This is a genomic window from Streptomyces sp. NPDC001027 (assembly GCF_040299045.1).
Lineage (GTDB): Bacteria > Actinomycetota > Actinomycetes > Streptomycetales > Streptomycetaceae > Streptomyces.
In genome coordinates, this window is sequence record NZ_JBEPBI010000021.1 from 1 (window position 1) to 24,218 (window position 24,218).

Annotated in this window: 20 protein-coding genes; 11 read left to right on the forward strand and 9 right to left on the reverse strand. The window is 72.0% G+C overall.

Going from position 1 to position 24,218, the window contains the following annotated elements:
- The 3 genes from ABT300_RS09365 to glgB form a co-directional block, all read left to right on the forward strand.
- On the forward strand, window positions 1-338 hold a 338-nt coding region (locus ABT300_RS09365; RefSeq protein ID WP_351673680.1), incomplete at its 5' end, for an alpha-glucosidase C-terminal domain-containing protein.
- A gap of 85 nt (window positions 339-423) precedes the next feature.
- On the forward strand, window positions 424-1,812 hold the full coding sequence (locus tag ABT300_RS09370; protein WP_351673681.1) for a maltokinase N-terminal cap-like domain-containing protein: 1,389 nt from the start codon (window positions 424-426) through the stop codon (window positions 1,810-1,812).
- 211 nt (window positions 1,813-2,023) lie between these two features.
- Entirely contained in the window at window positions 2,024-4,270 is a 2,247-nt protein-coding gene (glgB, locus tag ABT300_RS09375; protein ID WP_502977905.1) for a 1,4-alpha-glucan branching enzyme, read from the forward strand.
- 121 nt (window positions 4,271-4,391) lie between these two features.
- Here the strand turns inward: glgB and ABT300_RS09380 are convergent, their stop codons facing one another.
- From ABT300_RS09380 to ABT300_RS09395, 4 genes are all read right to left on the reverse strand, one after another.
- Window positions 4,392-6,635, reverse strand: coding sequence for a HelD family protein (locus ABT300_RS09380; protein WP_351673682.1), 2,244 nt, complete (start codon window positions 6,633-6,635; stop codon window positions 4,392-4,394).
- Window positions 6,636-6,805: 170 nt separating this feature from the next.
- Window positions 6,806-7,138, reverse strand: a complete 333-nt coding sequence (locus ABT300_RS09385) for a thioredoxin family protein (RefSeq protein WP_351673683.1) — start codon at window positions 7,136-7,138, stop codon at window positions 6,806-6,808.
- Entirely contained in the window at window positions 7,135-7,563 is a 429-nt protein-coding gene (locus tag ABT300_RS09390; RefSeq protein ID WP_351673684.1) for a MerR family transcriptional regulator, read from the reverse strand. The genes ABT300_RS09385 and ABT300_RS09390 overlap by 4 nt, the downstream gene beginning before the upstream one ends.
- Before the next feature lie 29 nt (window positions 7,564-7,592).
- Complete coding sequence (locus tag ABT300_RS09395) at window positions 7,593-8,102, reverse strand: Lrp/AsnC family transcriptional regulator (RefSeq protein ID WP_351673685.1); 510 nt, start codon at window positions 8,100-8,102, stop codon at window positions 7,593-7,595.
- 39 nt (window positions 8,103-8,141) lie between these two features.
- Between ABT300_RS09395 and ABT300_RS09400 the strand changes: the two genes are divergently transcribed.
- Together ABT300_RS09400 and ABT300_RS09405 are read left to right on the forward strand one after the other, a co-directional pair.
- Window positions 8,142-9,074: an NAD-dependent epimerase/dehydratase family protein gene (locus ABT300_RS09400; RefSeq protein ID WP_502977904.1), complete on the forward strand. Its 933-nt coding sequence runs from the start codon at window positions 8,142-8,144 to the stop codon at window positions 9,072-9,074.
- Window position 9,075: 1 nt separating this feature from the next.
- The gene (locus ABT300_RS09405) at window positions 9,076-9,993 is read left to right on the forward strand and encodes an aldo/keto reductase (protein ID WP_351673687.1); all 918 of its coding nucleotides are present in this window, start codon (window positions 9,076-9,078) and stop codon (window positions 9,991-9,993) included.
- A gap of 231 nt (window positions 9,994-10,224) precedes the next feature.
- Here the strand turns inward: ABT300_RS09405 and ABT300_RS09410 are convergent, their stop codons facing one another.
- Window positions 10,225-11,658 carry a cation:dicarboxylate symporter family transporter gene (locus tag ABT300_RS09410; protein WP_351673724.1) on the reverse strand — a complete coding sequence of 478 codons (1,434 nt, stop codon included), beginning with the start codon at window positions 11,656-11,658 and terminating at the stop codon, window positions 10,225-10,227.
- Between the two features lie 123 nt (window positions 11,659-11,781).
- On the opposite strand from ABT300_RS09410, the gene ABT300_RS09415 reads away from it, so the two are divergent.
- The 3 genes from ABT300_RS09415 (at window position 11,782) to ABT300_RS09425 (ending at window position 15,059) form a co-directional block, all read left to right on the forward strand.
- Window positions 11,782-13,431, forward strand: coding sequence for a sensor histidine kinase (locus ABT300_RS09415; protein WP_351673688.1), 1,650 nt, complete (start codon window positions 11,782-11,784; stop codon window positions 13,429-13,431).
- A complete protein-coding gene (locus ABT300_RS09420) occupies window positions 13,428-14,123 on the forward strand; it encodes a response regulator (protein WP_351673689.1) in 696 nt (231 codons plus the stop codon). Before ABT300_RS09415 ends, ABT300_RS09420 begins: the two co-directional genes overlap by 4 nt.
- Before the next feature lie 300 nt (window positions 14,124-14,423).
- A complete protein-coding gene (locus ABT300_RS09425) occupies window positions 14,424-15,059 on the forward strand; it encodes an XRE family transcriptional regulator (RefSeq protein ID WP_351673725.1) in 636 nt (211 codons plus the stop codon).
- A 61-nt stretch (window positions 15,060-15,120) separates the two neighbouring features.
- Here ABT300_RS09425 and ABT300_RS09430 read toward each other — a convergent pair whose 3' ends face one another.
- Complete coding sequence (locus ABT300_RS09430) at window positions 15,121-16,146, reverse strand: ATP-dependent 6-phosphofructokinase (RefSeq protein WP_351673690.1); 1,026 nt, start codon at window positions 16,144-16,146, stop codon at window positions 15,121-15,123.
- 261 nt (window positions 16,147-16,407) lie between these two features.
- Between ABT300_RS09430 and pta the strand changes: the two genes are divergently transcribed.
- From pta to pyk, 3 genes are all read left to right on the forward strand, one after another.
- Window positions 16,408-18,531, forward strand: coding sequence for a phosphate acetyltransferase (pta, locus tag ABT300_RS09435; RefSeq protein WP_351673691.1), 2,124 nt, complete (start codon window positions 16,408-16,410; stop codon window positions 18,529-18,531).
- Window positions 18,528-19,733: an acetate kinase gene (locus ABT300_RS09440; RefSeq protein WP_351673692.1), complete on the forward strand. Its 1,206-nt coding sequence runs from the start codon at window positions 18,528-18,530 to the stop codon at window positions 19,731-19,733. The genes pta and ABT300_RS09440 overlap by 4 nt, the downstream gene beginning before the upstream one ends.
- A 117-nt stretch (window positions 19,734-19,850) precedes the next feature.
- Complete coding sequence (gene pyk / locus ABT300_RS09445; protein WP_351673693.1) at window positions 19,851-21,281, forward strand: pyruvate kinase; 1,431 nt, start codon at window positions 19,851-19,853, stop codon at window positions 21,279-21,281.
- Between the two features lie 118 nt (window positions 21,282-21,399).
- Here pyk and ABT300_RS09450 read toward each other — a convergent pair whose 3' ends face one another.
- The 3 genes from ABT300_RS09450 to ABT300_RS09460 form a co-directional block, all read right to left on the reverse strand.
- Window positions 21,400-22,830: a hypothetical protein gene (locus tag ABT300_RS09450; RefSeq protein WP_351673694.1), complete on the reverse strand. Its 1,431-nt coding sequence runs from the start codon at window positions 22,828-22,830 to the stop codon at window positions 21,400-21,402.
- Window positions 22,820-23,467 carry a DUF6114 domain-containing protein gene (locus tag ABT300_RS09455; RefSeq protein WP_351673695.1) on the reverse strand — a complete coding sequence of 216 codons (648 nt, stop codon included), beginning with the start codon at window positions 23,465-23,467 and terminating at the stop codon, window positions 22,820-22,822. Before ABT300_RS09455 ends, ABT300_RS09450 begins: the two co-directional genes overlap by 11 nt.
- Before the next feature lie 118 nt (window positions 23,468-23,585).
- A complete protein-coding gene (locus ABT300_RS09460) occupies window positions 23,586-24,215 on the reverse strand; it encodes a DUF6230 family protein (protein ID WP_351673696.1) in 630 nt (209 codons plus the stop codon).
- Window positions 24,216-24,218: the final 3 nt, after the last annotated feature.

The window sequence follows — 24,218 nt, forward strand, 5'->3', positions numbered from 1 at the left end:
TGTCGTCGCCCTCCTCGCTCCTGCACTGGACCCGCCGCATGATCGAGATCCGCAAACAGAACCCCGCCTTCGGCCTCGGCACCTACACCGAGCTCCCCTCCTCCAACCCCGCCGTCCTCGCCTTCCTGCGCGAACACGAGGACGACCTCGTCCTGTGCGTCCACAACTTCTCCCGCTTCGCCCAGCCCACCGAACTCGACCTCAGCCGCTTCCACGGCCGCTACCCCGTCGAGCTCTTCGGCGGCGTCCGCTTCCCGCCCGTCGGCGAACTGCCCTACCTGCTCACCCTCGCCGGCCACGGCTTCTACTGGTTCCGGCTCCGCACGGACGTGGTCTAGAACCCCCGGCGGGGCGGTTTCCACTGCCCCGCCCGGGGCACGCATCAGTAACACCCCGACCCCCCGGGGAAAGGAATGTGACGCAATGGCGGAAACAGTCACGCTCTCCGGCAAGACGAGCCCCGGCCTCCTCGCGTCACTGGACCCCCTGCTGCGCGAGTGGCTGCCCCGGCAGCGCTGGTTCGCCGGCAAGGGGCGTCCGGTCACCGGATTCTCCCTGGTGGCGGCCACCGAACTGCTGCCGGCCGGGGCCAGGCTCGGGCTGTACCACCTGCTGGTGCGCGCCCGGCAGGGCACGTCGCCGGGCGACTGCTATCAGCTGCTGATCGGCGTCCGCGAGGCCCTGCCGCCCCGGCTGGCCCCCGCGCTGATCGGGCACGTGGCGCAGGGGCCGCTGGCCGGGCGGACCGTCTTCGACGCGCTGTACGACACCCGGCCCGCCGAGATGCTGCTGGAGGCGCTGCGCACCGGGGCGCGGATCGGCGCGCTGCGCTGCGAGCGCGACCCGGAACAGGAGATCCGGTCGGGACTGGTCCCGCGCCGGCTGACGGGCGAGCAGTCGAACTCGTCCGTGATCTATGGAGATACGTTCATTCTGAAGCTGTTGCGCCGGGTCGTGCCCGGCGTCAACCCGGACCTCGAGCTGCCGCTGGCGCTGGCCCGCGAGGGCTGCCCCCGGGTGCCCGCGCCGACCGCGTGGATGCACGCGGACCTCGGCGGCGACGGGAGCGAGGACGAGTCGTACGTCCTGGCCGTGCTCCAGCCGTATGTGCAGGGCGCGGCGGACGGCTGGGAGCTGGCGCTGCGGGAACTCGCCAAGGGCGAGGACTTCGCCGCCGAGGCGCGGGCGCTGGGCCGGGCGACGGCCGAGGTGCACGGGGCGCTGGCCCGGGCGCTGCCCACGGCGACGCTGGGGCAGGCGCAGATGGGGCCGACGGTGCACGGCATGACCGAGCGGCTGGACGCGGCCGCACAGGCGGTGCCCGCGCTGCGTCCGTACGCGCCCGCACTGCGCACCGCCTTCACCGCGCTGGCCGACCTCGCGGCCGAGGGCCGCACCTGGACCGCCCAGCGCGTCCACGGCGACCTGCACCTCGGGCAGGTGCTGCGCGCCGCCTCGGGCGAGTGGTCGCTGATCGACTTCGAGGGCGAGCCGGCGAGGCCGCTGGGCGAGCGCCGGATGCCTCAGCCGGCGGTGCGGGACGTGGCGGGCATGCTGCGCTCCTTCGACTACGCGGCCCACTCCGCCGACCCGCCGGCCCCGGGCTGGGCGCACGCCTGCCGGGCGGCCTACTGCTCCGGGTACGCGGAGGCGGCGGACGTCGACCCGCGGACCGACCCCGTGCTGCTGCGGGCCTACGAGACGGACAAGGCGATCTACGAGGTCGTCTACGAGGCCCGGCACCGGCCGGACTGGCTCCCCGTGCCGCTGTCCGCGATACGACGCCTCGCCGCACCCCCCGACCTGCCTTGAGGAGGCTCCGCACGTGACCCCGAAGAAGGTCGAGAAGGCCGCCCCGCACAACCGCAAGCCCCCCGCCGCGCCGCCGCCGGACGACGCACCGGAGACGGGCGTCTCACCCCGGACGCCCCCCTTCGCCCAGGCGGACCCCCCGCCGCAGGCGACCAGCTCAGCGCAGGGCGACCCCTCGCCAGAGGCGGACCCCTCACCGCAGGCGGACCCCCTGCCGGAGGCGACGCCCTCTGCGGGGGAGGCGGGCCCCTCGCCGGAGGCGGTCGCGGAGTTCCGGAGCGCACCGGACGCCGCCGACCGCGCGCGTCTGCTGGCGGGCACGCATCACGACCCGCACTCCGTGCTGGGCGCGCACCCCGCGCCGGGCGGGGTGGTGTTCCGGGTGCTGCGTCCGTACGCGCGGTCGGTGGAGGTGGTCGCCGGCGAGCTGCGCGCCGTGCTCCACGACGACGGCGACGGCTTCTTCTCCCGTCTGCTGCCGCTCACCCGGCCGCCGGAGTACCGGCTGCTCGTGACGTACGAGGACACGACCCTGGAGACCGAGGACGCCTACCGCTTCCGGCCCACCCTCGGCGAGCTGGACCTGCATCTGATCGGCGAGGGCCGGCACGAGCAGCTGTGGACGGTGCTCGGCGCGCACCCGAGGACCCACCAGGGCGTGGGCGGCACGGGCTTCGCCGTGTGGGCCCCGAACGCGCGCGGCGTCCGGCTGGCGGGCACGTTCAACTACTGGGACGCCACCGGGTGTCCGATGCGGTCCCTCGGGTCGTCGGGGGTGTGGGAGCTGTTCCTGCCCGGGGTCGGCGAGGGCGCGCTGTACAAGTTCGACATCACCCGCCCCGACGGGTCGCACACCCTGCGCGCCGACCCGATGGCGCGGCGTACGGAGGTCCCTCCGGCCACCTCGTCGGTCGTGGACGCCTCACGGTACGAGTGGGGCGACGCCGAGTGGCTGGCCCGGCGGGCGGAGATACCCGTGCACGAGGCCCCGTTCTCCGTGTACGAGCTTCATCTGGCGTCGTGGCGACCGGGTCTGACGTACCGACAGCTCGCCGAGCAGCTGCCCGCCTATGTGCGCGACCTCGGCTTCACGCACGTCGAGCTGATGCCGGTCGCCGAGCATCCCTTCGGCGGGTCCTGGGGCTATCAGGTCACCGGCTTCTACGCGCCCACCGCCCGGCTCGGCACGCCGGACGACTTCAGGCACCTGGTGGACGCGCTGCACCGGGCCGGCGTCGGGGTCCTGATGGACTGGGTGCCGGCGCACTTCCCGCGTGACGAGTGGGCTCTGGCGGAGTTCGACGGGCGGCCGCTGTACGAGCACGCGGACCCGTTGCGCGCCGCCCATCCCGACTGGGGGACGCTGGAGTTCGACTTCGGTCGGCGCGAGGTGCGCAACTTCCTGGTGGCGAACGCCGCCTACTGGTGCGAGGAGTTCCACATCGACGGCCTGCGGGTGGACGCCGTCGCCTCCATGCTCTACCTGGACTACTCGCGCGAGGCCGGCCAGTGGACGCCGAACGAGCACGGCGGCCGGGAGAACCTGGACGCGGTGGCCTTCCTCCAGGAGATGAACGCGACGGTGTACCGCCGCAACCCGGGCGTGGTGACGATCGCCGAGGAGTCCACCGCCTGGGACGGGGTGACTCGAGCCACCCACCACTCGGGTCCCAGCGGCTTCGGCGGGCTCGGTTTCGGGCTGAAGTGGAACATGGGGTGGATGCACGACTCGCTGGCGTACATGAGCCATGAGCCGGTGCACCGCAAGTACCACCACCACGAGATGACGTTCTCGATGGTGTACGCGTACAGCGAGAACTACGTGCTGCCGATCTCCCACGACGAGGTCGTGCACGGCAAGCGGTCGCTGGTGTCGAAGATGCCGGGCGACTGGTGGCGGCAGCGCGCCGACCTGCGGGCGTACCTGGCGTTCATGTGGGCCCATCCCGGCAAGCAACTCCTCTTCATGGGGCAGGAGTTCGCACAGGGCGCGGAGTGGTCCGAGGCGCACGGGCCCGACTGGTGGCTGCTGGATCCGGCGTACGGGGCGGAGGCCGACCACCGGGGGGTGCGGGACCTGGTGCGCGATCTCAACGCCGTCTACCGGGCGGTCCCCGCGCTGTGGCAGCGGGACACCGACCCGGCGGGCTTCGAGTGGGTGGTCGGGGACGCGGCCGAGGACAACGTCTTCGCCTTTCTGCGGCGCGATGCCGAGGGCTCGCCGCTGCTGTCCGTCTCCAACCTGTCCCCCGTCGTCCGCCACGACTACCGGCTGGGCGTCCCGGACGACGTCCCGGCCTGGCACGAGGCCCTCAACACCGACGCCGAGCGGTACGGAGGCAGCGGCGTCGGCCGCCCCGACCCGGTCAAGCCGGAGCCGCAGGGCTCGCACGGCCGGCCCGCGAGCGTCCGGCTGACGCTGCCCCCGCTGGCGACGGTGTGGCTGCGGCCCGCCTGAGCCGGCGCCGGGGCGGGGCGGCGGCGTGCGGGCGGGTCCTCCCGCCCGCACGCGCACCGCGCCGCCCCGGCGCCGGGTCCGGGTCCGGGTCCGGGCCGAAGGCGAAGCGGGCCGGGGAGCGTCACGCCGTGCTGGTCGCGGGCGCTGCGAACGCCTCGGCGAGCGCCTTCGGCAGGGGGCGGCTGTGCACCACGCCGAGCCGCTGCGTGGCACGGGTCAGCGCCACGTACAGGTCGCTGGTGCCGTACCGGGACGGCTCCACCACGAGGACGGAGTCGAACTCGAGCCCCTTGGACTGGCGCGGGTCCAGCAGGACGACGGTCCGTGTGAGGTCCGGCTCCGCGCCCGCGGTCACGCCGTCCAGCCGTGCCGCGAGCCGTCGGTGCAGGCCGCGCGGCGCGATGACCGCGAGCCGGCCCTCGGCGGGCGTCAGCTCCCGGGCCGCCTCGGCCACCGCGTCCGCCAGGTCGTCGGCCGCGCGCGCCCAGGGCCGCACGCCGGTGGACCGGACCGAGCTCGGCGGCGCGAAGTCCGGGTGCTCGGCGCGCACGACGGCCGCCGCCACCTCCATGATCTCGGCCGGGGTGCGGTAGTTGACGCCGAGGCGGGTGTGCTCCCAGCGGTCCTGCACATAGGGCTCGAGGATGTCCGCCCACGAGCCGACGCCGGCCGCCTCGGCGGTCTGCGCGGGGTCGCCGACCAGCGTCATCGAGCGGGTCGGGCAGCGCCGCATGAGCAGCCGCCACGCCATCGGCGACAGCTCCTGCGCCTCGTCGACGATGATGTGGCCGAACGCCCAGGTGCGGTCGGCCGCCGCGCGTTCGGCGGCGCTGCGGTGGTCGTCCTCCTCGTGCCGCTCGGCGAAGCGCTCGGCGTCGATGATGTCGTGGGCGGACAGGACCTCGGAGTCCTCCTCCTCCTTGTCGTCGAACTCGTAGGTGCGGGAGGCGTACGAGACGTCCAGGACGCCCTGCGCGTAGGCGATCTGCGTCTCGCGTTCCCGTTCCGCCCGGGCCCGGGTCACCCGGTCGTCCTCGCCGAGCAGTTCGGCCGCCTCGTCGAGGAGCGGCACGTCGGCCACCGTCCAGGCGCGGGTCACGGGGCGGCGGATGACGGCCGCGTCGTCGTCGGAGACGTAGCCCACCGGGTCGGCGAGGAAGTCCGCCACCAGGCGCTGGGGGGTCAGCCGCGGCCACAGCTGGTCGACGGCGGCCCACACCTCGGGGTTCTCGGCGAGCTCGTCGCGGATCTGGCTGACGTCGCTCGGGTCGAGGAGGTTGTCGCCGTCGAAGGGGTCGGTGCCGAGGCGCTCGGCGACCATGTCCGTGAGCGTGTTGAGGATGTGGCCCTCGAAGTGCTCGCGGGCCGCGTTGTGCGGCAGCCCGGCGGCCCGGGTGCGTTCGCGGGCCACCCGCACGAGGCCGTCGTCGAGCATGAGGATCTCGCGGTCGTGCTCGATCGCGATCACCGGGTCGGGCAGCGCCTGCCAGTCGCGTACGACGTCGGCGAGGACGTCCGCCATGTCGGCGCGGCCCTTGACCGCGGCCGCCTCGCGGGTGTCGGCGGCCGTCGCCCGCACGCCGGGGAACAGCTCGCCGACCGTCGCGAGGAGGACGCCCGTCTCGCCGAGCGCGGGCAGCACCTCGCCGATGTAGCCGAGGAAGGCGGGGTTGGGGCCGACGATCAGGACGGCCCGCTTGGCGAGCAGCTGCCGGTGCTCGTAGAGGAGGTAGGCGGCGCGGTGCAGGGCGACGGCCGTCTTGCCGGTGCCGGGACCGCCCTCGACCACCAGCACCCCTCGGTGGGGGGCGCGGATGATCTCGTCCTGCTCGGCCTGGATGGTCTGCACGATGTCGTGCATCCGGCCGGTGCGCGCCGAGTCGAGCGCCGCGAGCAGGACGGCGTCCCCGGTCGGGTCCTCGTGACCGGTGCGGGTGGGGTCGCCGATGTCGAGGATCTCGTCGTGCAGGGCGGTGACCCGGCGGCCCTCGCTCGTGAGGTGCCGACGTCTGCGCAGCCCCATCGGGGTGTGGCCGGTGGCGAGGTAGAAGGGGCGGGCGACGTCGGCGCGCCAGTCGATCAGGACCGGAGTGCGTTCGGCGTCGTCGGCGCGCAGGCCGATGCGGCCGATGTGGTGGTGGACTCCGGAGGCGAGGTCGACCCGGCCGAAGCACAGGGAGCCGTCGACCGCGTTCAGCGCGGCGAGCAGTCCCGAGCGCTCGGCGACGAGGATGTCCCGCTCGAGCCGGGCCTGCATGGGGGTGTCGCCCTGGGCGAGCGCGTCCGTGACGGAGACCTCGGCGTCGCCGCGCAGGGCGTCCACGCGCGCGTACAGATCGTCGATGAATTCCTGCTCGCGCTGCAATTCAAAATCGGCGTTTGACAATTCAGCTCCCGCCCGGATATGATGCCTTCAGTGAACCGCATTACGACTCCGTTCAAATGAAGTCGCGAATCACTCAATATACGCCGAGAAATCCCCCGGGCACAATTGCCCGGGGGATTTCTTCGTATGCGACGCCGGTTCCGCTCGGATCAGATCACGTCGGCGATTTCCTCCAGCAGCCGGCGTCGGGGCCTGGCCCCCACCATCGACCGCACGGGCTCACCGCCGCGGAACACCATGAGGGTGGGCGTCGACAGCACGTGGTAGGCGATCGCGGTGCGCGGATTGCGGTCCACGTCCAGCTGGACGACCTTCAGCCGCTCGCCCTCCTCCGCCGCGATGCTGCCCAGCACGGGGCCCAGCTGCCGGCACGGACCGCACCACTCGGCCGTGAACTGCACCAGCACCGGCAGTTCCGCCGCCAGCACCTCCGCCGCGAAATCGTCGTCCGTCACCTCGGTCACGCCGTCCGCCTTGATCACCGTTTCCGTCCTCCCAGTTCGCACTCAGGCTCCGGGCCGCCCGGAACCAGCGCCTCGGCCGCCAGCTCGTCCCGCGCCCGCTCGGCCCGCGCGAGCTGTCCGGCGACCGTCTCGCGGACCGCCCGCAGCTCGCCGATGAGCGCGTCCAGCTCGTCGAGCTTGCGGCGGTAGACCACCAGGGACGCCGGACACGAGTCGCCCTGCGGGTGCCCGGCCCGCAGACACTCCACGAAGGGCCGGGTCTCCTCCAGGTCGAACCCGAAGTCCTGGAGCGTCCTGATCTGCCGCAGGAGCCGCAGATCGCTCTCGTCGTACGTCCGGTACCCGTTGTCGCCGCGCCGCGCGGGCAGCAGCCCACGCGACTCGTAGTACCGCAGCGTCCGGGTCGTCGTCCCGGCCCGCGCGGCCAGCTCTCCGATGCGCATGTCCACGACCGTAAGCCTTGACGCCGACGTCAGGGCAAGAGCGGTCTGCGCACCACCGGCGAGGTGAGCACGATCGACGTCGTCGTGCGGCCCAGCGCGGAGACGGCTTCGAGAACCTCCTCCAGGTGGACGGTGTCCCGCACCGCGGTCTTGAGGATCCAGCAGTCCTCGCCCACGACGTGGTGCACCTCGATGATCTCGGGGCGGGCGATCAGCTCCAGCGTCCGCGGATGCTTCAGGTTGTAGCCGCCGTGCGGATCGACCCGGACGAACGCCTGGATGCCGTAGCCGAGCCGGGCCGGGACGACGTGGGCCCCGTAGCCGCTGATCACCCCCGCGCTCTCCAGCCGCCGCACCCGCTCCGTCACCGCCGCGGGGCTCAGCCGCACCCGGCGACCCAGCTCGCTGAGCTTGATCCGGCCGTCGGTCTGGAGCAGCTCGAGGATCTGCCGGTCCACCGCGTCGAAGGCCACCGGGGTTTCGACGGCGGCGGAGCGTATCCGCCGGTGTTCTTTCGGTACAGCGGCCGGAACTCCCATGGTCAGCCCTTCATCACGTGCCAGTACGCAGGAAGAATCATGGTCATGGAAAAGGCGCACGCGGTAAAGACACGAGAAGTGCTGGTGATCGGCGGGAACCGCTATTTCGGCAAGCGGCTGATCGCCCGGCTGCTGGCCGCCGGGGACCGGGTGACGGTGCTGAACCGCGGATCGTCGCCGCCGCCCCCGGGCGCGGTCCACCTGGTCGCCGACCGCGACGACGAGGACGCGCTCAACGCGGCGCTCGGGACCCGGTCCTTCGACGTCGTCGTGGACCAGGTCTGCTACACCCCGCGCCAGGCGGCCGTCGCCCGCAGGGTGTTCACCGGCCGCACCCGCCGCTATGTGATGACGTCGACGGTCGAGGTGTACGAGTACGAGGACTCCGCGGCGCTCGTGCCGGAGGAGGCCGTCGACCTGCTGGGCGTGCGGGTGGACATCGAACTGCCCTGGGAGGACGCCGAGTTCGCCGAGTCCCATTACGGCGAGGGCAAGCGGCAGGCGGAGGCGGTCTTCGCGGCCGGCGCGGACCTCCCCTGGACGGCCGTCCGCGTCGCGCACGTCCTGGGCGGCGACGACGACTTCACGGGACGGCTCCAGCACTACGCCTCCCGGCTGCGCGCCGGCGACCCGATCACCGTGCCGACGGTGAACCGGCCGGCGACCTACATCCACGTCGAGGAGATCGCCGACTTCCTGTTCTGGGCGGTGGGCGAGGACTTCACCGGCCCGGTCAACGCCGCCTCGCACGGCACGTTGACGACGCGGGAGCTGTGCGAGGCGGTGGCCGCGCAGGTTCAGCAGGGCAGGACCGTGTTCCGGGCGGCCGAGGTCGGCGCGGTGTCGCCGTTCGCCTTCCGCCGCGGCTACGCCATGGACAACTCCCGCGCCGCCGGGCTCGGGTTCGTGTTCGGCGACGCCCGGCAGTGGCTGCCGCGCGCGGTGGCCGAGACCCTGGGGACGGTGAACTGACGTGCGTCAGCGCCTGCTCGGAGACCAGCGGGTGAGCGCGATCGGGCTCGGCGCGATGCCGCTGTCCGTCGAGGGCCGCCCCGACGAGGCCCGCGCCCTGGCCACGGTGCACGCCGCGCTGGACGCCGGCGTCACCCTGCTGGACACGGCCGACTCCTATCACCTGCCGGGCGGGGAGCCCGGGCACAACGAACGCCTGCTGGCCCGCGCCCTCGCGTCCTACGGCGGTGACCCGGACGGCGTGCTCGTGGCGACGAAGGGCGGCCGGGGCAGACCGGGCGGGGAGGCGGACTGGACGGTGAACGGCGACCCCCGCCATCTGAAGGCCGCAGCGGAAGGCTCCCTGCGGCGGCTCGGCGTGGAGGCGATCGGCCTCTACCAGCTGCACAAGCCGGACCCGTCGGTCCCCTTCGAGGAGTCCGTGGGCGCTCTGCGCGACCTCCTCGACGAGGGGAAGATCCGGCTGGCCGGCGTCTCCAACACGGACGCGGACCAGATCCGCCGGGCCGGCGCGATCCTCGGCGACCGGCTCGTGTCGGTCCAGAACCGTTTCTCCCCGGCCGTCGGCGACAGCGAGCCCGAGCTTCTGCTGGCGGCCGAACTGGGGCTGGCGTTCCTCCCGTGGAGCCCGCTGGGCGGCATCTCCCGCAGCTCCCTGGACGGACCGTCCCCGGCGGGCGGCGAGCCGCGCTTCGGCGCGTTCCACGAGGTCGCCCGCGCGTACGGGGTGAGCCCTCAGCAGGTCTGCCTCGCCTGGCTGCTGGCCCGCTCCCCCACCGTCGTCCCGATCCCGGGCGCGAGCCGCCCGGAGACGATACGCGCCTCGGCCGCGGCGGCCGACCTGCTGCTGGAGACGGACGCCCTGCGCCGCCTGGACGAGGCGGTGCGCCGGGGGCGGCGGGAGCGGCGGGCGGCCTAGGCGGTGCCCTCGACGACCCACCCGGCTCGGGGGTCCGCCCGGCTCGGGGGTGCGGAGCGCCGGGGACGAGCGGGAGAACGCAAAAACCGGGCGACCGAGCCACGGGGGAGTGCTCGGCCGCCCGGAGACGGTGGGCCCGGTGAGGGCGGTGGGGCGGTGGGGAGATGGGGAGATGGCCGGGTGTCCGGCCCCGGTTCAGGCGGGGCCGGACACCCGGAGTCTGTGGGCCGCTCAGGCCTTGGCGAGTTCCTTCTCGCCCTCTTCGCGCTGCTCGGGCAGGTCCGCCGCGGCGACGTCGTCGTCGAGGTCGTCGTGGTCGAGCAGGGTCTTCTCGTCGAACGGCAGCCCGCCAGCCAGCACCAGCTGGACGCGCTCCTTGTCGATCTCCTTGGTCCAGGTGCCGATGAGGACCGTGGCGACGGCGTTGCCCGCGAAGTTGGTGAGGGCGCGGGCCTCGCTCATGAAGCGGTCGATGCCGACGATGAGGCCCATGCCGTCCACCAGGGCGGGCTTGTGCGACTGCAGACCGCCGGCCAGGGTCGCCATGCCCGCGCCGGTCACTCCGGCCGCGCCCTTGGAGGCGACGAACAGGAAGAGCAGCAGCGGGATCTGCTCGCCGATCGACATCGGCGTGCCCATCGCGTCGGCGATGAACAGGGACGCCATGGTCATGTAGATCATGGTGCCGTCGAGGTTGAAGGAGTAGCCGGTCGGGACGGTGATGCCGACGACGGGCTTGCTGACGCCCAGGTGCTCCATCTTCGCGATGAGGCGCGGCAGCGCGGACTCGGAGGAGGAGGTGGACAGGATCAGCAGGAACTCACGGGCGAGGTACTTGAAGAACGTCAGGATGTTCAGGCCTGTGAAGATCCTCAGCAGCGCGCCCAGCACGAGGAAGACGAACAGGAAGCACGTGGTGTAGAAGCCGAGCATCAGGACGGCGAGGCTCTTGAGCGCGTCCACGCCCGCCGAGCCGACGACCGCGGCCATCGCGCCGAACGCGCCGACGGGGGCGACCCACATGACCATCGCGAGGATGCGGAAGACGAGCCGCTGGATGTGCTCGACGCCGCGCAGGATCGGCCGGCCCGCCTTGCCCATGCCCTGCAGGGCGAAACCGCAGAGCAGCGCGACGAGCAGGGTCTGCAGGACGTCCGGCTGGGTGAACGCGGAGAGGATCGTGGTGGGGATGATGCCGAGCAGGAACTCGGTGGTGTCCTTGGCCTCGGCCGAGACCTGCGCCTGGCCGGTCTCCTTCACGGCGTCGGTGATGTGGAGGCCGCTGCCGGGCTCCAGGATGTTGCCGACGACCAGGCCGATGGTGAGCGCCACGAGCGACATGACCACGAAGTAGCCGAGCGCGATGCCGCCGACCTTGCCGACCTTGGCGGCCTGCCGTACGGACCCGATGCCGAGAACGATCGTGCAGAAGATGATCGGCGAGATCATCATCTTGATCAGGTTCACGAAGCCGGTGCCGATGGGCTTCAGCTCGACGGCGAAGTCGGGGGCGGCGAGGCCGACGGCGATGCCGATGGCGACCGCGACGATCACCGCGATGTACAGGTAGTGGGTGCGGTCCCGCTTCACGGCGGGTGCGGCAGGTGCCGTATCGGGGGTGCTGCTGGCGGCCACGGCTGCCCTCCTTGACGTCTTCGTCGGCATCACCGGCGTGCGGCTCACGTCCGGGGAGTTGTGGGGGATGCCGTGACTATCCCGTGCGGCTGTGAGGGCGGTCACCCTTCCGTTCATTTAGTTCACGATTGACCTCGGGGGCACACTGACGACATGCGCCTCCCCGCCCTCCCCCGCCCCCGCAGCCTGGCCGGCCAGCTGTTCGCCATGCAGGCGGTGCTGATAGCGGTCGTCGTCGCGGGATACGCGCTGTTCACGTACGTCAACGACGGCCGGCAGGCCGAGGAGGCCGCGGGCCGCCAGGCCACGGCGGTGGCCCGCTCGGTGGCCGACTCCCCCTCGGTCCGGGCGGCGATCCACACCGCGAATCCCACGGCCGAGCTCCAGCCCTACGCCCACCGCGTCATGCTCGACACCGACGTCGACTTCGTGACGATCATGAACACCCACGGCATCCGCTGGACCCACCCGGACGTGGACCAGATCGGCCAGCGCTTCCGCGGCAACACGGCGAAGGCGCTGGCGGGACACACGTTCACCGAGACCTACACCGGCACCCTCGGCTCGTCCGTCCGCGCGGTGACCCCCATCAGGGACGACGACAAGCGGATCATCGGCCTGGTCAGCGCCGGCATCCGGGTCGAGGCGATCAGCGCGCGGGTGCAGGACCAGGTGACGGCCCTGTTCGCGTGGGCGGTCGGCGCGCTCACACTCGGCGCGATCGGCACGTACGTCATCAACGCGTCCCTGCGCCGCCACACCCACGGTATGAACGCGACCGAGCTGAGCCGCATGCACGACTACCACCAGGCCGCGCTGCACGCGGTCCGCGAGGGGCTGCTGATGCTGGACGGACAGTACAAGGTGGCCCTGATCAACGACGGGGGCCGCGAACTGCTGGGCGTCTCGGGGGACGTGGTCGGCGCGTCGGTGGCGGAACTCGGCCTGCCGGCCCCGCTGACGGGCGCGCTGCTCGCCTCGGAGCCGCGGGTGGACGAGGTGCATCTGACGGCGGACCGGGTGCTGGTGGTGAACACCTCCCCGGTGTCCGGCGGCGAACGGCGCGGGACGGTGGCGACCCTGCGCGACGTCACGGAACTCCAGTCTCTGATGGGCGAGTTGGACTCAGAACGCGGATTCACCCAGGCTCTGCGCTCGCAGGCCCACGAGGCGGCCAACCGTCTCCACACCGTCGTCTCGCTGATCGAGCTGGGCCGCGCCGAGGAGGCCGTGGACTTCGCGACGGCGGAACTGGAGCTGGCGCAGGCCCTGACGGACCAGGTGGTCGCCGCCGTCAGCGAGCCGGTCCTGGCGGCCCTGCTGCTGGGGAAGACGGCACAGGCGAACGAGCGGGGCGTGGAGCTGGTGGTCTCGCAGGAGAGCACCCTGGACGACGGTCTGCTGCCCGAGACCCTGCCCGCCCGCGACCTGGTGACGATCCTCGGCAACCTCATCGACAACGCGGTGGACGCGGCCCAGGGCAGCGTCCGGGCGAAGGTCACGGTGACGGCGTCCACGGAGGGATCGGAGCTGCTGCTCCGGGTCGCCGACACGGGGTCGGGCGTGGACCCCGCGCACGCCTCCCAGGTCTTCGAGCGCGGCTTCTCCACGAAACCGGCCGGGCCGGGCGGGCGGGGCCTCGGTCTCGCACTGGTCCGGCAGGCCGTGCAGCGGCACGAGGGAACGCTGTCGGTGACGGAGGCGGCGGGCGGCGGGGCCGAGTTCGCGGTGCGCCTGCCGTTGCACACGAAGGCCGCATCCGGTACCTCCGGATCCGTGTCGGGATCGGGAGGCAGAGGATGAGCGAGGAACCGATCAGAGTGCTGGTCGTGGAGGACGACCCGGTCGCCGCGGACGCCCACGTCATGTACGTCGGACGGGTGCCGGGGTTCGTCGCCGTGGGGAAGGCGCACACCGGGGCGGAGGCCCGGCGGCTGCTGGACCGCACGCCGGTGGACCTGCTCCTGCTGGACCTGCACCTGCCCGACGCGCACGGGCTGCAGCTGGCCCGCTCGCTGCGGGCGGCGGGGTACCACGCCGACGTGATCGCGGTGACGTCGGCGCGGGACCTCACCGTGGTGCGGGAGGGCGTCTCGCTGGGCGTCGTCCAGTACGTGCTGAAGCCGTTCACGTTCGCGACCCTGCGGGACCGGCTGGTCCGGTACGCCGAGTTCCGCGGCGCGGCGGGCGAGGCCAGCGGTCAGGACGAGGTCGACCGGGCGCTGGCCGCCCTGCGCGCCCCCGGTCCGGCGGCCCTACCCAAGGGCCTGAGCGCCCCGACCCTGGAGCGCGTCACGTCGACGGTGCGGGAGTCGCGGGAGGGGCTGACGGCGGCCGGCGTGGCCGAGGCGGTGGGCATCTCCCGGATCACGGCCCGGCGGTATCTGGAGCATCTGGTGGAGTCTGGCCGGGCCGAGCGCAAGCCGCTGTACGGCCAGGTGGGACGCCCCGAGCTGGTGTACCGGTGGGTGAGAGGAGCGGCGAAGGGCCGCTGACCAGCGAGCCCCCGCGACGCCCCGGCGAGCCAGTCGCCCGGGGTTCGGCGAGCGGCCGTCCGGCGAACAGGCCGCCCGGGGTTCGGCGGGGGGGTCTGGGAGGGGTGTCTGTCCGAGGGGCGCCGGGGCGCGGGTCGTGGTTTTCGCCAAGCGGTGACTGTGTCCGAACGCCCCGTAGTCAGCGCCGGTCCCACGCCCTAGCTTGTCCCCGTGCCCAGACCCCCGGCCCGTGCCGACCGCAGTCAGCCAGGTCCTCCCTTCGACGCGCCCGCCGCCCGCCGGCTGCGCGCCGCGCTCGGCATGACGCCCGAGCACGTCGCGCACGGCCTGCGCGCCTCCTACGACCTCCCGCACGCCACGGGGGCGCTGGTCAGCGCCTGGGAACGCGGGGCGCTCACCCCTGCGTACGCCGAGCTCACCGCGCTGTCGGGGGTGCTGTGGTGCTCGCCGGCCGAGCTGATCGGGCCGCCGCGCACCCTGCGCGAACACCGCGTCGCGCGGCGTCTGGCCGCCGAGGACGTCGCGCGGGCGGTGGGGCACGAGCTCCCGGAGTACCTGCGCATGGAGGAGAGCGGTCAGTGGAGCGGCACGGACCGGCAGTGCGCCGAGCTCGCCCGACTGCTCGGCCTCTCGCTGCCCGACCTGGTGACGGTCACCGGCCGCGAGGACGCGCTCGCCGACCTGCTGCGCTCCGCGGTCCGCACGCGCTGGCAGGCCTGTGTGAAGCCGGTGGAGCGGATCGTGCCCCTGGACCGGCGGCTGCTGGAGGCCGCGCTGCGGGAGCTGCACCGGGACTACCAGGGCCGGATGGTCGCCACCCTGAGCTGGGGCGGGGGCGGCGCGGCCGGCGAGGCGAGCGACGCCGGCCGGGACTTCCTCGACCGGATCGTCGACCGCTTCTGGACCGGCGTCGCGAGCCGGACCGCCGGAGCCTGAGGAGGCGGACGGCCGGAAACCATCGGGCCGCCCGGCGGCGGGGGGCAGCCCGGGGTCCGTCCTAGAAGACCGACTCGGCCTCGACGATCCGGTCCGCGGGGACCGTCTTCAGCTCGGTGACCGCCTCGGCCAGCGGCACCATCACCACGTCCGTGCCGCGCAGCGCCGTCATCCGCCCGAACTGGCCGCGGTGCGCCGCCTCCACCGCGTGCCAGCCGAAGCGGGTCGCGAGGACGCGGTCGTAGGCCGTCGGGACGCCGCCGCGCTGGACGTGGCCGAGGATCACCGGGCGGGCCTCCTTGCCGAGCCGCCGCTCGAGCTCGTAGGCCAGCGCCGTGCCGATGCCCTGGAAGCGCTCGTGGCCGAACTGGTCGATCGCGCCCTTGCTGTAGTCCATGGTGCCGTCGGCGGGGTGCGCGCCCTCGGCGACGCAGATCACCGCGAACTTCTTGCCGCGTGCGAAGCGCTCCTCGACCATCTTCACCAGGTCGGCCGGGTCGAAGGGCCGTTCGGGCAGGCAGATGCCGTGCGCGCCCGCCGCCATCCCGGACTCCAGCGCGATCCAGCCCGCGTGGCGGCCCATGACCTCGACGACCATGACCCGCTGGTGGGACTCGGCGGTGGTCTTCAGCCGGTCCATCGCCTCGGTGGCGACCCCGACCGCCGTGTCGAAGCCGAAGGTGCGGTCGGTGGAGGAGATGTCGTTGTCGATCGTCTTGGGCACGCCCACCACCGGCAGCCCGGCGTCGGACAGCATCCGCGCCGCCGTCAGCGTGCCCTCGCCGCCGATCGGGATGAGCGCGTCGATGCCGAAGTCGTGGATCATGTCGGAGGCGCTCTCGCAGGCCTCGCGCAGCCGGTCGCGCTCCAGGCGGGAGGAGCCGAGGATGGTGCCGCCGCGGGCCAGGATGCCGCTCACCGCGTTGAGGTCGAGCCCCCGGTAGCGGCCGTCGAGGAGCCCGGCGTAACCGTCCTCGAAGCCGATGACCTCGTCGCCGTAATGGTCGACGGCCCGGTGCACGACCGACCGGATCACTGCGTTCAGGCCGGGGCAGTCGCCGCCTGCCGTGAGGACTCCGATGCGCATCGTGCTGTGTCTCCTGCTCGCTGTCGTTGCCGGTGAGCCGGACCCGATTGTTTCACGCCGCCCAGCACGCTGTCTCTTGACGGGCGCCTTAACCACGGCCAGGGGTATTGTCAAGAGGGATCTGCTCACCTAGGTGGGCGATTTTTGTGTCCCGGAACAGACGCCCTGGAACAGACGGCCCCGGAGCAGGGCGGCCCGGAGCAGGGCGGCCCGGACCAAGTACCCCGGAACGAGTACCCCGGAACGAAACGGAGAGCTGGCGTGACCCGCAGCGTGTACGTGACCGGCATCGACCGCGGCGACGGCCGCCAGGTCGTCGAACTGGGGGTCATGGAGCTCCTGACCCGGCAGGTCGACCGGGTGGGCGTGTTCCGTCCCCTCGTCCACGACGGGCCCGACCGGCTCTTCGAACTGCTGCGTGCGCGCTACCGGTTGGCGCAGGATCCGGCCACGGTCTACGGCATGGACTACCACGAGGCGTCCGCCCTGCAGGCGGAACAGGGCGCGGACGAACTGGTCTCGACGCTCGTGGAGCGCTTCCACCGCGTCGCCCGCGACTACGACGTCGTCCTCGTGCTGGGCACCGACTACGCCGACACCCAGTTCCCGGACGAACTCGCCCTCAACGCGCGCCTCGCCAACGAGTTCGGCGCGTCCGTGATCCCGGTCGTCGGCGGCCGCAAGCAGACGGTGGAGTCCGTGCTCGCCGAGACCCGCAACGCCTACCGGGCGTACCAGGGCCTCGGTTGCGACGTCCTCGCCATGGTGACCAACCGGGTCGCCCGGGAGGACCGGGAGGAGATCGCCTCGCGGCTGGCCGCCCGGGTGCCCGTGCCCTGTTACGCGCTGCCCGACGAGCCCGCGCTGTCCGCGCCGACGGTCTCGCAGATCAGCCACGCCCTCGGCGCGCGGGTGCTGCTGGGCGACGACTCCGGGCTGGCCCGCGACGCCCTCGACTTCGTCTTCGGCGGGGCGATGCTGCCGAACTTCCTCGAGGCGCTGACCCCGGGCTGTCTGGTCGTCACGCCGGGCGACCGTGCGGACCTGGTGATCGGTTCGCTGGCCGCGCACAGCGCCGGCACCCCGCCGATCGCCGGTGTGCTGCTCACCCTGGGCGAGGTGCCGACCCAGGAGATCCTGACGCTCGCCGCCCGCCTCGCCCCCGGCACTCCGGTCGTGTCGGTGCCCGGCAACAGCTTCCTCACCGCCGAGCAGCTGTTCTCCCTGGAGGGCAAGCTGAACGCGGCCACGCCGCGCAAGGCGGAGACCGCGCTGGGGCTGTTCGAGCGGCACGTGGACACGGGTGATCTGCTGCGGCGCGTCTCCGCGCCCAGCACCGACCGCGTCACGCCGATGATGTTCGAGCACAAGCTCCTCGAACAGGCCCGCTCCGACAAGCGCCGGGTCGTGCTGCCGGAGGGGACCGAGGAGCGGGTGCTGCACGCGGCCGAGGTGCTGCTGCGCCGCGGCGTGTGCGACCTCACCCTGCTCGGACCGGTGGACCAGATCCGCAAGAAGGCCGCCGACCTGGGCATCGACCTCGGCGACTGCCGGCTCGTCGACCCGGCGACCAGCGAGCTGCGCGACGCCTTCGCCGAGAAGTACGCCGCGCTGCGGGCCCACCGGGGCGTCACCGTCGAGCTGGCCTACGACGTGGTCTCCGACGTGAACTACTTCGGCACCCTCATGGTGCAGGAGGGCCTCGCCGACGGCATGGTCTCCGGGTCCGTGCACTCGACGGCGGCCACCATCCGGCCGGCGTTCGAGATCATCAAGACCAAGCCGGACGCCGACATCGTGTCGTCGGTGTTCTTCATGTGCCTCGCCGACAAGGTGCTGGTCTACGGCGACTGCGCGGTGAACCCGGACCCGGACGCCGAGCAGCTCGCCGACATCGCCGTCCAGGCGGCCGCCACGGCCGCGCAGTTCGGCGTGGAGCCGCGGATCGCGATGCTGTCGTACTCCACCGGCACGTCCGGCTCGGGCGCGGACGTCGACAAGGTGCGGGAGGCGACGGAGCTGGTACGCGGGCGGCGTCCCGACCTGAAGATCGAGGGGCCGATCCAGTACGACGCCGCCGTCGAGCCGACCGTCGCCGCCACCAAGCTGCCGGGCTCCGAAGTCGCGGGCCAGGCCAGCGTGTTGATCTTCCCGGACCTCAACACCGGCAACAACACCTACAAGGCGGTGCAGCGTTCGGCCGGCGCGATCGCGGTGGGGCCGGTGCTGCAGGGGCTGCGCAAGCCGGTGAACGACCTGTCCCGGGGCGCTCTCGTCCAGGACATCGTCAACACCGTCGCCATCACGGCGATCCAGGCCCAGATCCCGTCCCAGACCGGCCGGGACTCCGACCGGACCTCCAGCGAGAAGGCGACCGACCTGTGAGCGCGACCCGTGTCCTCGTCCTCAACTCCGGCTCCTCGTCGGTGAAGTACCAGCTGCTCGACATGCGGGACAGCAGCCGGCTGGCGAGCGGGCTCGTCGAGCGCATCGGCGAGCGGACCTCCCGGCTCAGGCACTCCCCGCTGGCCGCCGGCGGGGCGACCCGTGAGCGGAGCGGGCCGTTCGCCGACCACGACGCGGCCCTGAAGGCCGTCGCCGAGGAGCTGGCCGGGGACGGTCTCGGTCTGGACTCCCCCGAGCTCGCCGCGATCGGGCACCGGGTCGTGCACGGCGGGCGGCACTTCACCCGGCCGACCGTGGTCGACGACGCGGTGCTCGCCGAGATCGAGCGGCTGATCCCGGTCGCGCCGCTGCACAACCCGGCGAGCCTGACCGGCATCCGCACGGCGACGGCCCTGCGGCCCGACCTGCCGCAGGTGGCCGTGTTCGACACCGCCTTCCACACGACGATGCCGGAGTCGGCGGCCCGCTACGCGATCGACGTCGAGACGGCGGACGCGCACCGGGTGCGGCGCTACGGCTTCCACGGGACGTCGCACGCGTACGTCTCCCGGGCGACGGCGAAGCTGCTGGGCAGGTCCCCCGAGGAGGTGAACGTCATCGTGCTGCACCTCGGCAACGGGGCGTCGGCGTCGGCCGTCGAGAGGGGCCGGTGCGTGGACACCTCGATGGGGCTGACGCCCTTGGAGGGCCTCGTCATGGGTACGCGCTCGGGAGACGTCGACCCTGCCGTCATCTTCCATTTGGCTCGTGTCGGCAATATGTCCATCGACGAAATCGATGCTCTTCTCAACAAGAAGAGCGGTCTGGTCGGGCTCTGCGGGGACAACGACATGCGGGAGATCCGTCGGCGGGTCGACGAGGGCGACGAGCGGGCGAAGCTCGCGTTCGACATCTACATTCACCGGCTGAAGAAGTACATCGGGGCTTATTACGCCGTGCTCGGGCATGTGGACGCGGTGGCGTTCACCGCCGGGGTCGGGGAGAACGCGGCTCCGGTGCGCGAGGCGGCGCTCGCGGGTCTGGGCTCCCTGGGCCTGGCGGTGGACGACGCGCTGAACGCGGTGCGCGGTGACGAGCCGCGGCTGATCTCGCCCGCCGGCGCGCGGGTGGCGGTCGCCGTGGTGCCGACGGACGAGGAACTGGAGATCGCGACACAGACCTACGCACTGGTGAAGCGGTAATCATTTGTGACTCTGTCATGTGCAACTGAGCAGGAAAGCAACTGAGCACACTCCTTCTCATTTGTTCTTCCGTCAGACGGAATATTCCGTTGCGAAACAAACCGATAGGATCGCCCCATGCGCCGTTCGAAAATCGTCTGTACTCTCGGCCCCGCGGTCGACTCCCACGAAATGCTCGTGTCGCTGATCGAGGCCGGCATGAACGTGGCCCGTTTCAACTTCAGCCACGGCTCCCACGCCGAGCACCAGGGCCGGTACGACCGTGTCCGTGCCGCCGCCAAGGAGACCGGCCGGGCCATCGGCGTCCTCGCCGACCTCCAGGGCCCCAAGATCCGCCTCGAGACCTTCGCCGAGGGCCCGGTCGAGCTGGTGCGCGGTGACGAGTTCACCATCACCACCGACGACGTCCCCGGCGACAAGACGATCTGCGGCACGACCTACAAGGGCCTGCCCGGCGACGTCTCGCGCGGCGACCAGGTCCTCATCAACGACGGCAACGTCGAGCTCAAGGTCCTCGACGTCGAGGGCCCGCGGGTGCGGACGATCGTCATCGAGGGCGGGGTCATCTCCGACCACAAGGGCATCAACCTGCCCGGCACGGCCGTCAACGTGCCCGCACTGAGCGAGAAGGACATCGAGGACCTGCGGTTCGCGCTGCGCATGGGCGCGGACCTGGTCGCGCTGTCCTTCGTCCGGGACGCCAAGGACGTCGCCGACGTCCACCGGGTCATGGACGAGGAGGGCCGCCGGGTCCCCGTCATCGCCAAGGTGGAGAAGCCGCAGGCGGTGGAGAACATGGAGGACGTCGTGATGGCGTTCGACGGTGTGATGGTCGCCCGCGGCGACCTCGCCGTCGAGTACCCGCTCGAGCGGGTCCCCATGGTGCAGAAGCGCCTGATCGAGCTGTGCCGGCGCAACGCCAAGCCGGTGATCGTGGCGACCCAGATGATGGAGTCGATGATCACCAACTCGCGGCCGACCCGCGCCGAGGCCTCCGACGTGGCCAACGCGATCCTGGACGGCGCGGACGCGGTCATGCTGTCGGCCGAGTCGAGCGTGGGCGCGTATCCGATCGAGACCGTGAAGACGATGTCGAAGATCGTGACCGCGGCCGAGCAGGAGCTGCTCAGCAAGGGTCTGCAGCCGCTCGTGCCGGGCAAGAAGCCGCGCACGCAGGGCGGTTCGATCGCGCGCGCCGCGTGCGAGATCTCCGACTTCCTCGGCGGCCGGGGCCTGGTGGCGTTCACCCAGTCCGGCGACACCGCCCGCCGGCTCTCGCGCTACCGCGCGTCCCAGCCGATCATCGCCTTCACCACCGACGAGGACACCCGCAACCAGCTGGCGCTCAGCTGGGGCGTCGAGTCGCACATCGTGCCGTTCGTGAACACCACGGACGAGATGGTGGACATGGTCGACCAGCAGATCGCCAAGATCAACCGCTTCAACCCGGGCGACGTCGTCATCATCACCGCCGGCTCGCCCCCCGGCGTCCCCGGCACCACCAACATGCTCCGGGTCCACCACCTCGGCGGCGGCTCCCGCGACTGAGCGAACAGCGGCCCCTGACGGGCCTGTACGCGCCTGAGGGCGCCTCCTGTGACACAGGGGGCGCCCTCAGGCGTTGTGCGGCTCCCGGACGGGCTGGTGGGCTCGCGCGGCGCTCGGCTCAGCCGGCGGTCGTGAACTGGTGCAGTCCGGGCACGTGCAGCGTGCCGCCGAACTGGCCGGCCTGCTGGACCTTGGCGTTGGTGAAGTAGATCAGCGGGATGTTCAGCGGCGGCGGGCTCTTCGGGCTGAACGTCACCGGTATCAGGCCGAACAGGTTCCCGGAGATGCTCTCCGTGTACATGATCGTGTCGCCGTCGCGGATGGTGGACGTCGTGCCCTTGCCGGCCTGCACGTGGTACGTCTTGCCGGACTGCTTGTCCTTCACCGTCTGGTGCAGGTCGCCGATGTCGGTGCCGCCGGAGATGACGTACTTCAGCACTTCCTTGACCGTGCCGTTGGCCGTCTTCACCTTCACGACGCCCTGGTAGTCGGCGCCCTTGAGCAGCAGCGAGCTGGCGTTCAGGAACCAGGGGTCGTCGGGCAGCGCGATCTTGCCGTTGTCGATCCCGCCCTCGTCCTCGGTGGCGGCGGGGCAGTCCTCGGCGTCCGTCACGGCGTCCTTGGAGGCGCTCGGCGAGGCCGTGGCGTCGGCGGCGGTGTCCTTGGCGTCCTTCGCCGTCTTCCCGGCCTTGTCGGCGGCGTCCTCGGCGGTGTCCTTCGCCTTGTCGGCAACGGCGTCGGCGGTGTCCTTGGACGTGCCCGAGGAGGTCTTCCCCGAGGACGTCTTGCCGGAGGAGGTCTTGCCGGACGACGAGTCGCCGGACGAGCCGGAGCCGGAGGCGTCCGAGGAGCCTGAGCCCGACGCCGCGTCACCGGCCGGGGCGGAGGCCGACGGCGAGGGGCTCGCCCCGGTCGCCTCGTCGGCGTCCTTGTCGCCGTCGAACAGGTCCGTGATGGCGTCGCCGATGGTCTCCAGGACGTTCTTGCCCGTCTCGGGGTCCGGGGTCGTCGGCGTGGTGTCGGCGGACGTCGCGGACTTCTCGGGGGCGGAGGAGGCCGACGGGGAGGGCTTCGCCGCGTCGTCGGAACCTGAATCCGACGAGGCGGAGCCGCCCTTGCCCGAGTCGCCCGCCGTGCCCTTGGAGTCGTCCGAGCCGCCCTTGGAGCCGCCCGAGGAGTCCTTGGCGTCGTCCTTCGAGTCGTCCTTGGCGTCGTCCTTCGTGTCGCCCTTGGCGTCGTCGGCGGACTCGCCGGCGGAGGCGGACGGCGAGGCAGCGGCGTCCGTCTTCGCGAGGGCCGCCACGCAGTCCTTGTACTCGTCGATCGTGAGGCTCTTGGACGCCGGCTGGCCCTCGGCGTTGGCGAGGGTGGGCGTGAAGCCCATGCCCATCAGAACCGCCGTCGGCATGGCCGCCAGGGCTATCGCCTTGCCCGCCGGCATGTGGAACCTGGTGAACAGCGGCTTCTTGGGTGCCGCGTGCCGCGGCCCGGTGCTTCTCACGCGGGCAGCGTCCACATCGCTCCCGGTGGAAACCTCGTCAGCCGGCACTGTGCCTCCCGTTCGCCCCGTTCGCCGGGCTCGTTCCTGACAGATCGTGCAGGTCGTGCAGGTCGTTCGGCTCGCCCGGGCCGTCGGCGTCCTTCGTGAAGGACGGCCCGCCGGTCCGGTCCGGGCCCGTGCTGTACGGGTTCTCGGTGAGGTCGCCCGTCTTCGCGGGGCCCTCGGGGAACGCGCCCTCGGGAGCGCCTCCGGCGTCGGCGGACGTCTCCGGGCCCGGAGCGGGCGCGGGCGGCGCGCCGGGAGCCCACGACACGGCCATCGCTCCGCCGATCAGCGCGAAGAGGAAGCCGATGAGGAAGCCGCCGAGGTTGGACACCGGGATGGACACCAGGCCGAGCAGGATCGCCGCGACGCCCGCGAAGACCTGGACGTGCTTCTGGAACCACAGACTGATGCCCAGAACGCCGAGCAGGACGCCGATGATCAGCGACCCCGCGCCCGCCGTGGTCGCCATCGCCAAGGTCAGATGGCCCACCTGGAGGTGGGCGTAGGGGAAGTAGGCGATGGGGAAGCCGGCGATAAGGACGAACAGGCCCGCCCAGAACGGCCTGGTGCCCCGCCAGGCGCGGAACTGCTGCCTCCGGCGGGTGAACTGGCCGGGGGCGTCAGGGGTCTCGGCGCTCATGGAAAACAGCTCCCTGGTGCGGCTTTGCTGTGGTGGTGAGTCGTACGACTGGTGAAGCCCCGGGCTTCAGACTGGACGGGCGGGGGCGCCATCGGCTCCCCCGCCCGTCAGAGAGTGCTTAGTAGCACTCCTTGACACCCGACGACAGCGACATCTTCAGGCCGCTGAGCTTGAAGGTTCCGGCGGTGGTGGCCCACGCCGTCTGCTTCACGTCGGTCAGGGTGGCCTTCTCGGCGTCCTGACCGAAGCCGAACGGGTTGGCGGCGTCACCGCTCTTGATGCCGGGACCCTTGAGGTCCTTGCCGGCGACGCCGATCCGGATGTTCTCGAACGTCGCGTCGGCGCTGAGGTCCTCGACGTCGATGTAGAGGTTGTCGGCCTCGACCGGCTTGCCGCCGCCGCCCGCCTTCAGCGTCAGGCTCACCGAGCCGAGCAGCGGGATGTTCGGCGTGACCACGGACTGGCACATGTTCGTGATCTCGGCCTTGGTGAAGGACGAGACCGCGACCGCGTGAGCAGTCTTGCTGCCGTCGAGGTTGTACCCCGAGTCGATGGCTCCGTACTGCGCGAAGCCGGTACCGACGAGCTTGTCGGCGGTGACCTTGAACGACTGCCCCGAAACACTGAACGACGCGGCCAGTGCACCCTGCGCGAGGGCGACACCTATGCACGCCGTAGCGGCGACGCTGGGCACCATGACCACAGCGAAGCGCTTCCATCTGGTCCCGCCACGCACCTGGGACTCCATATT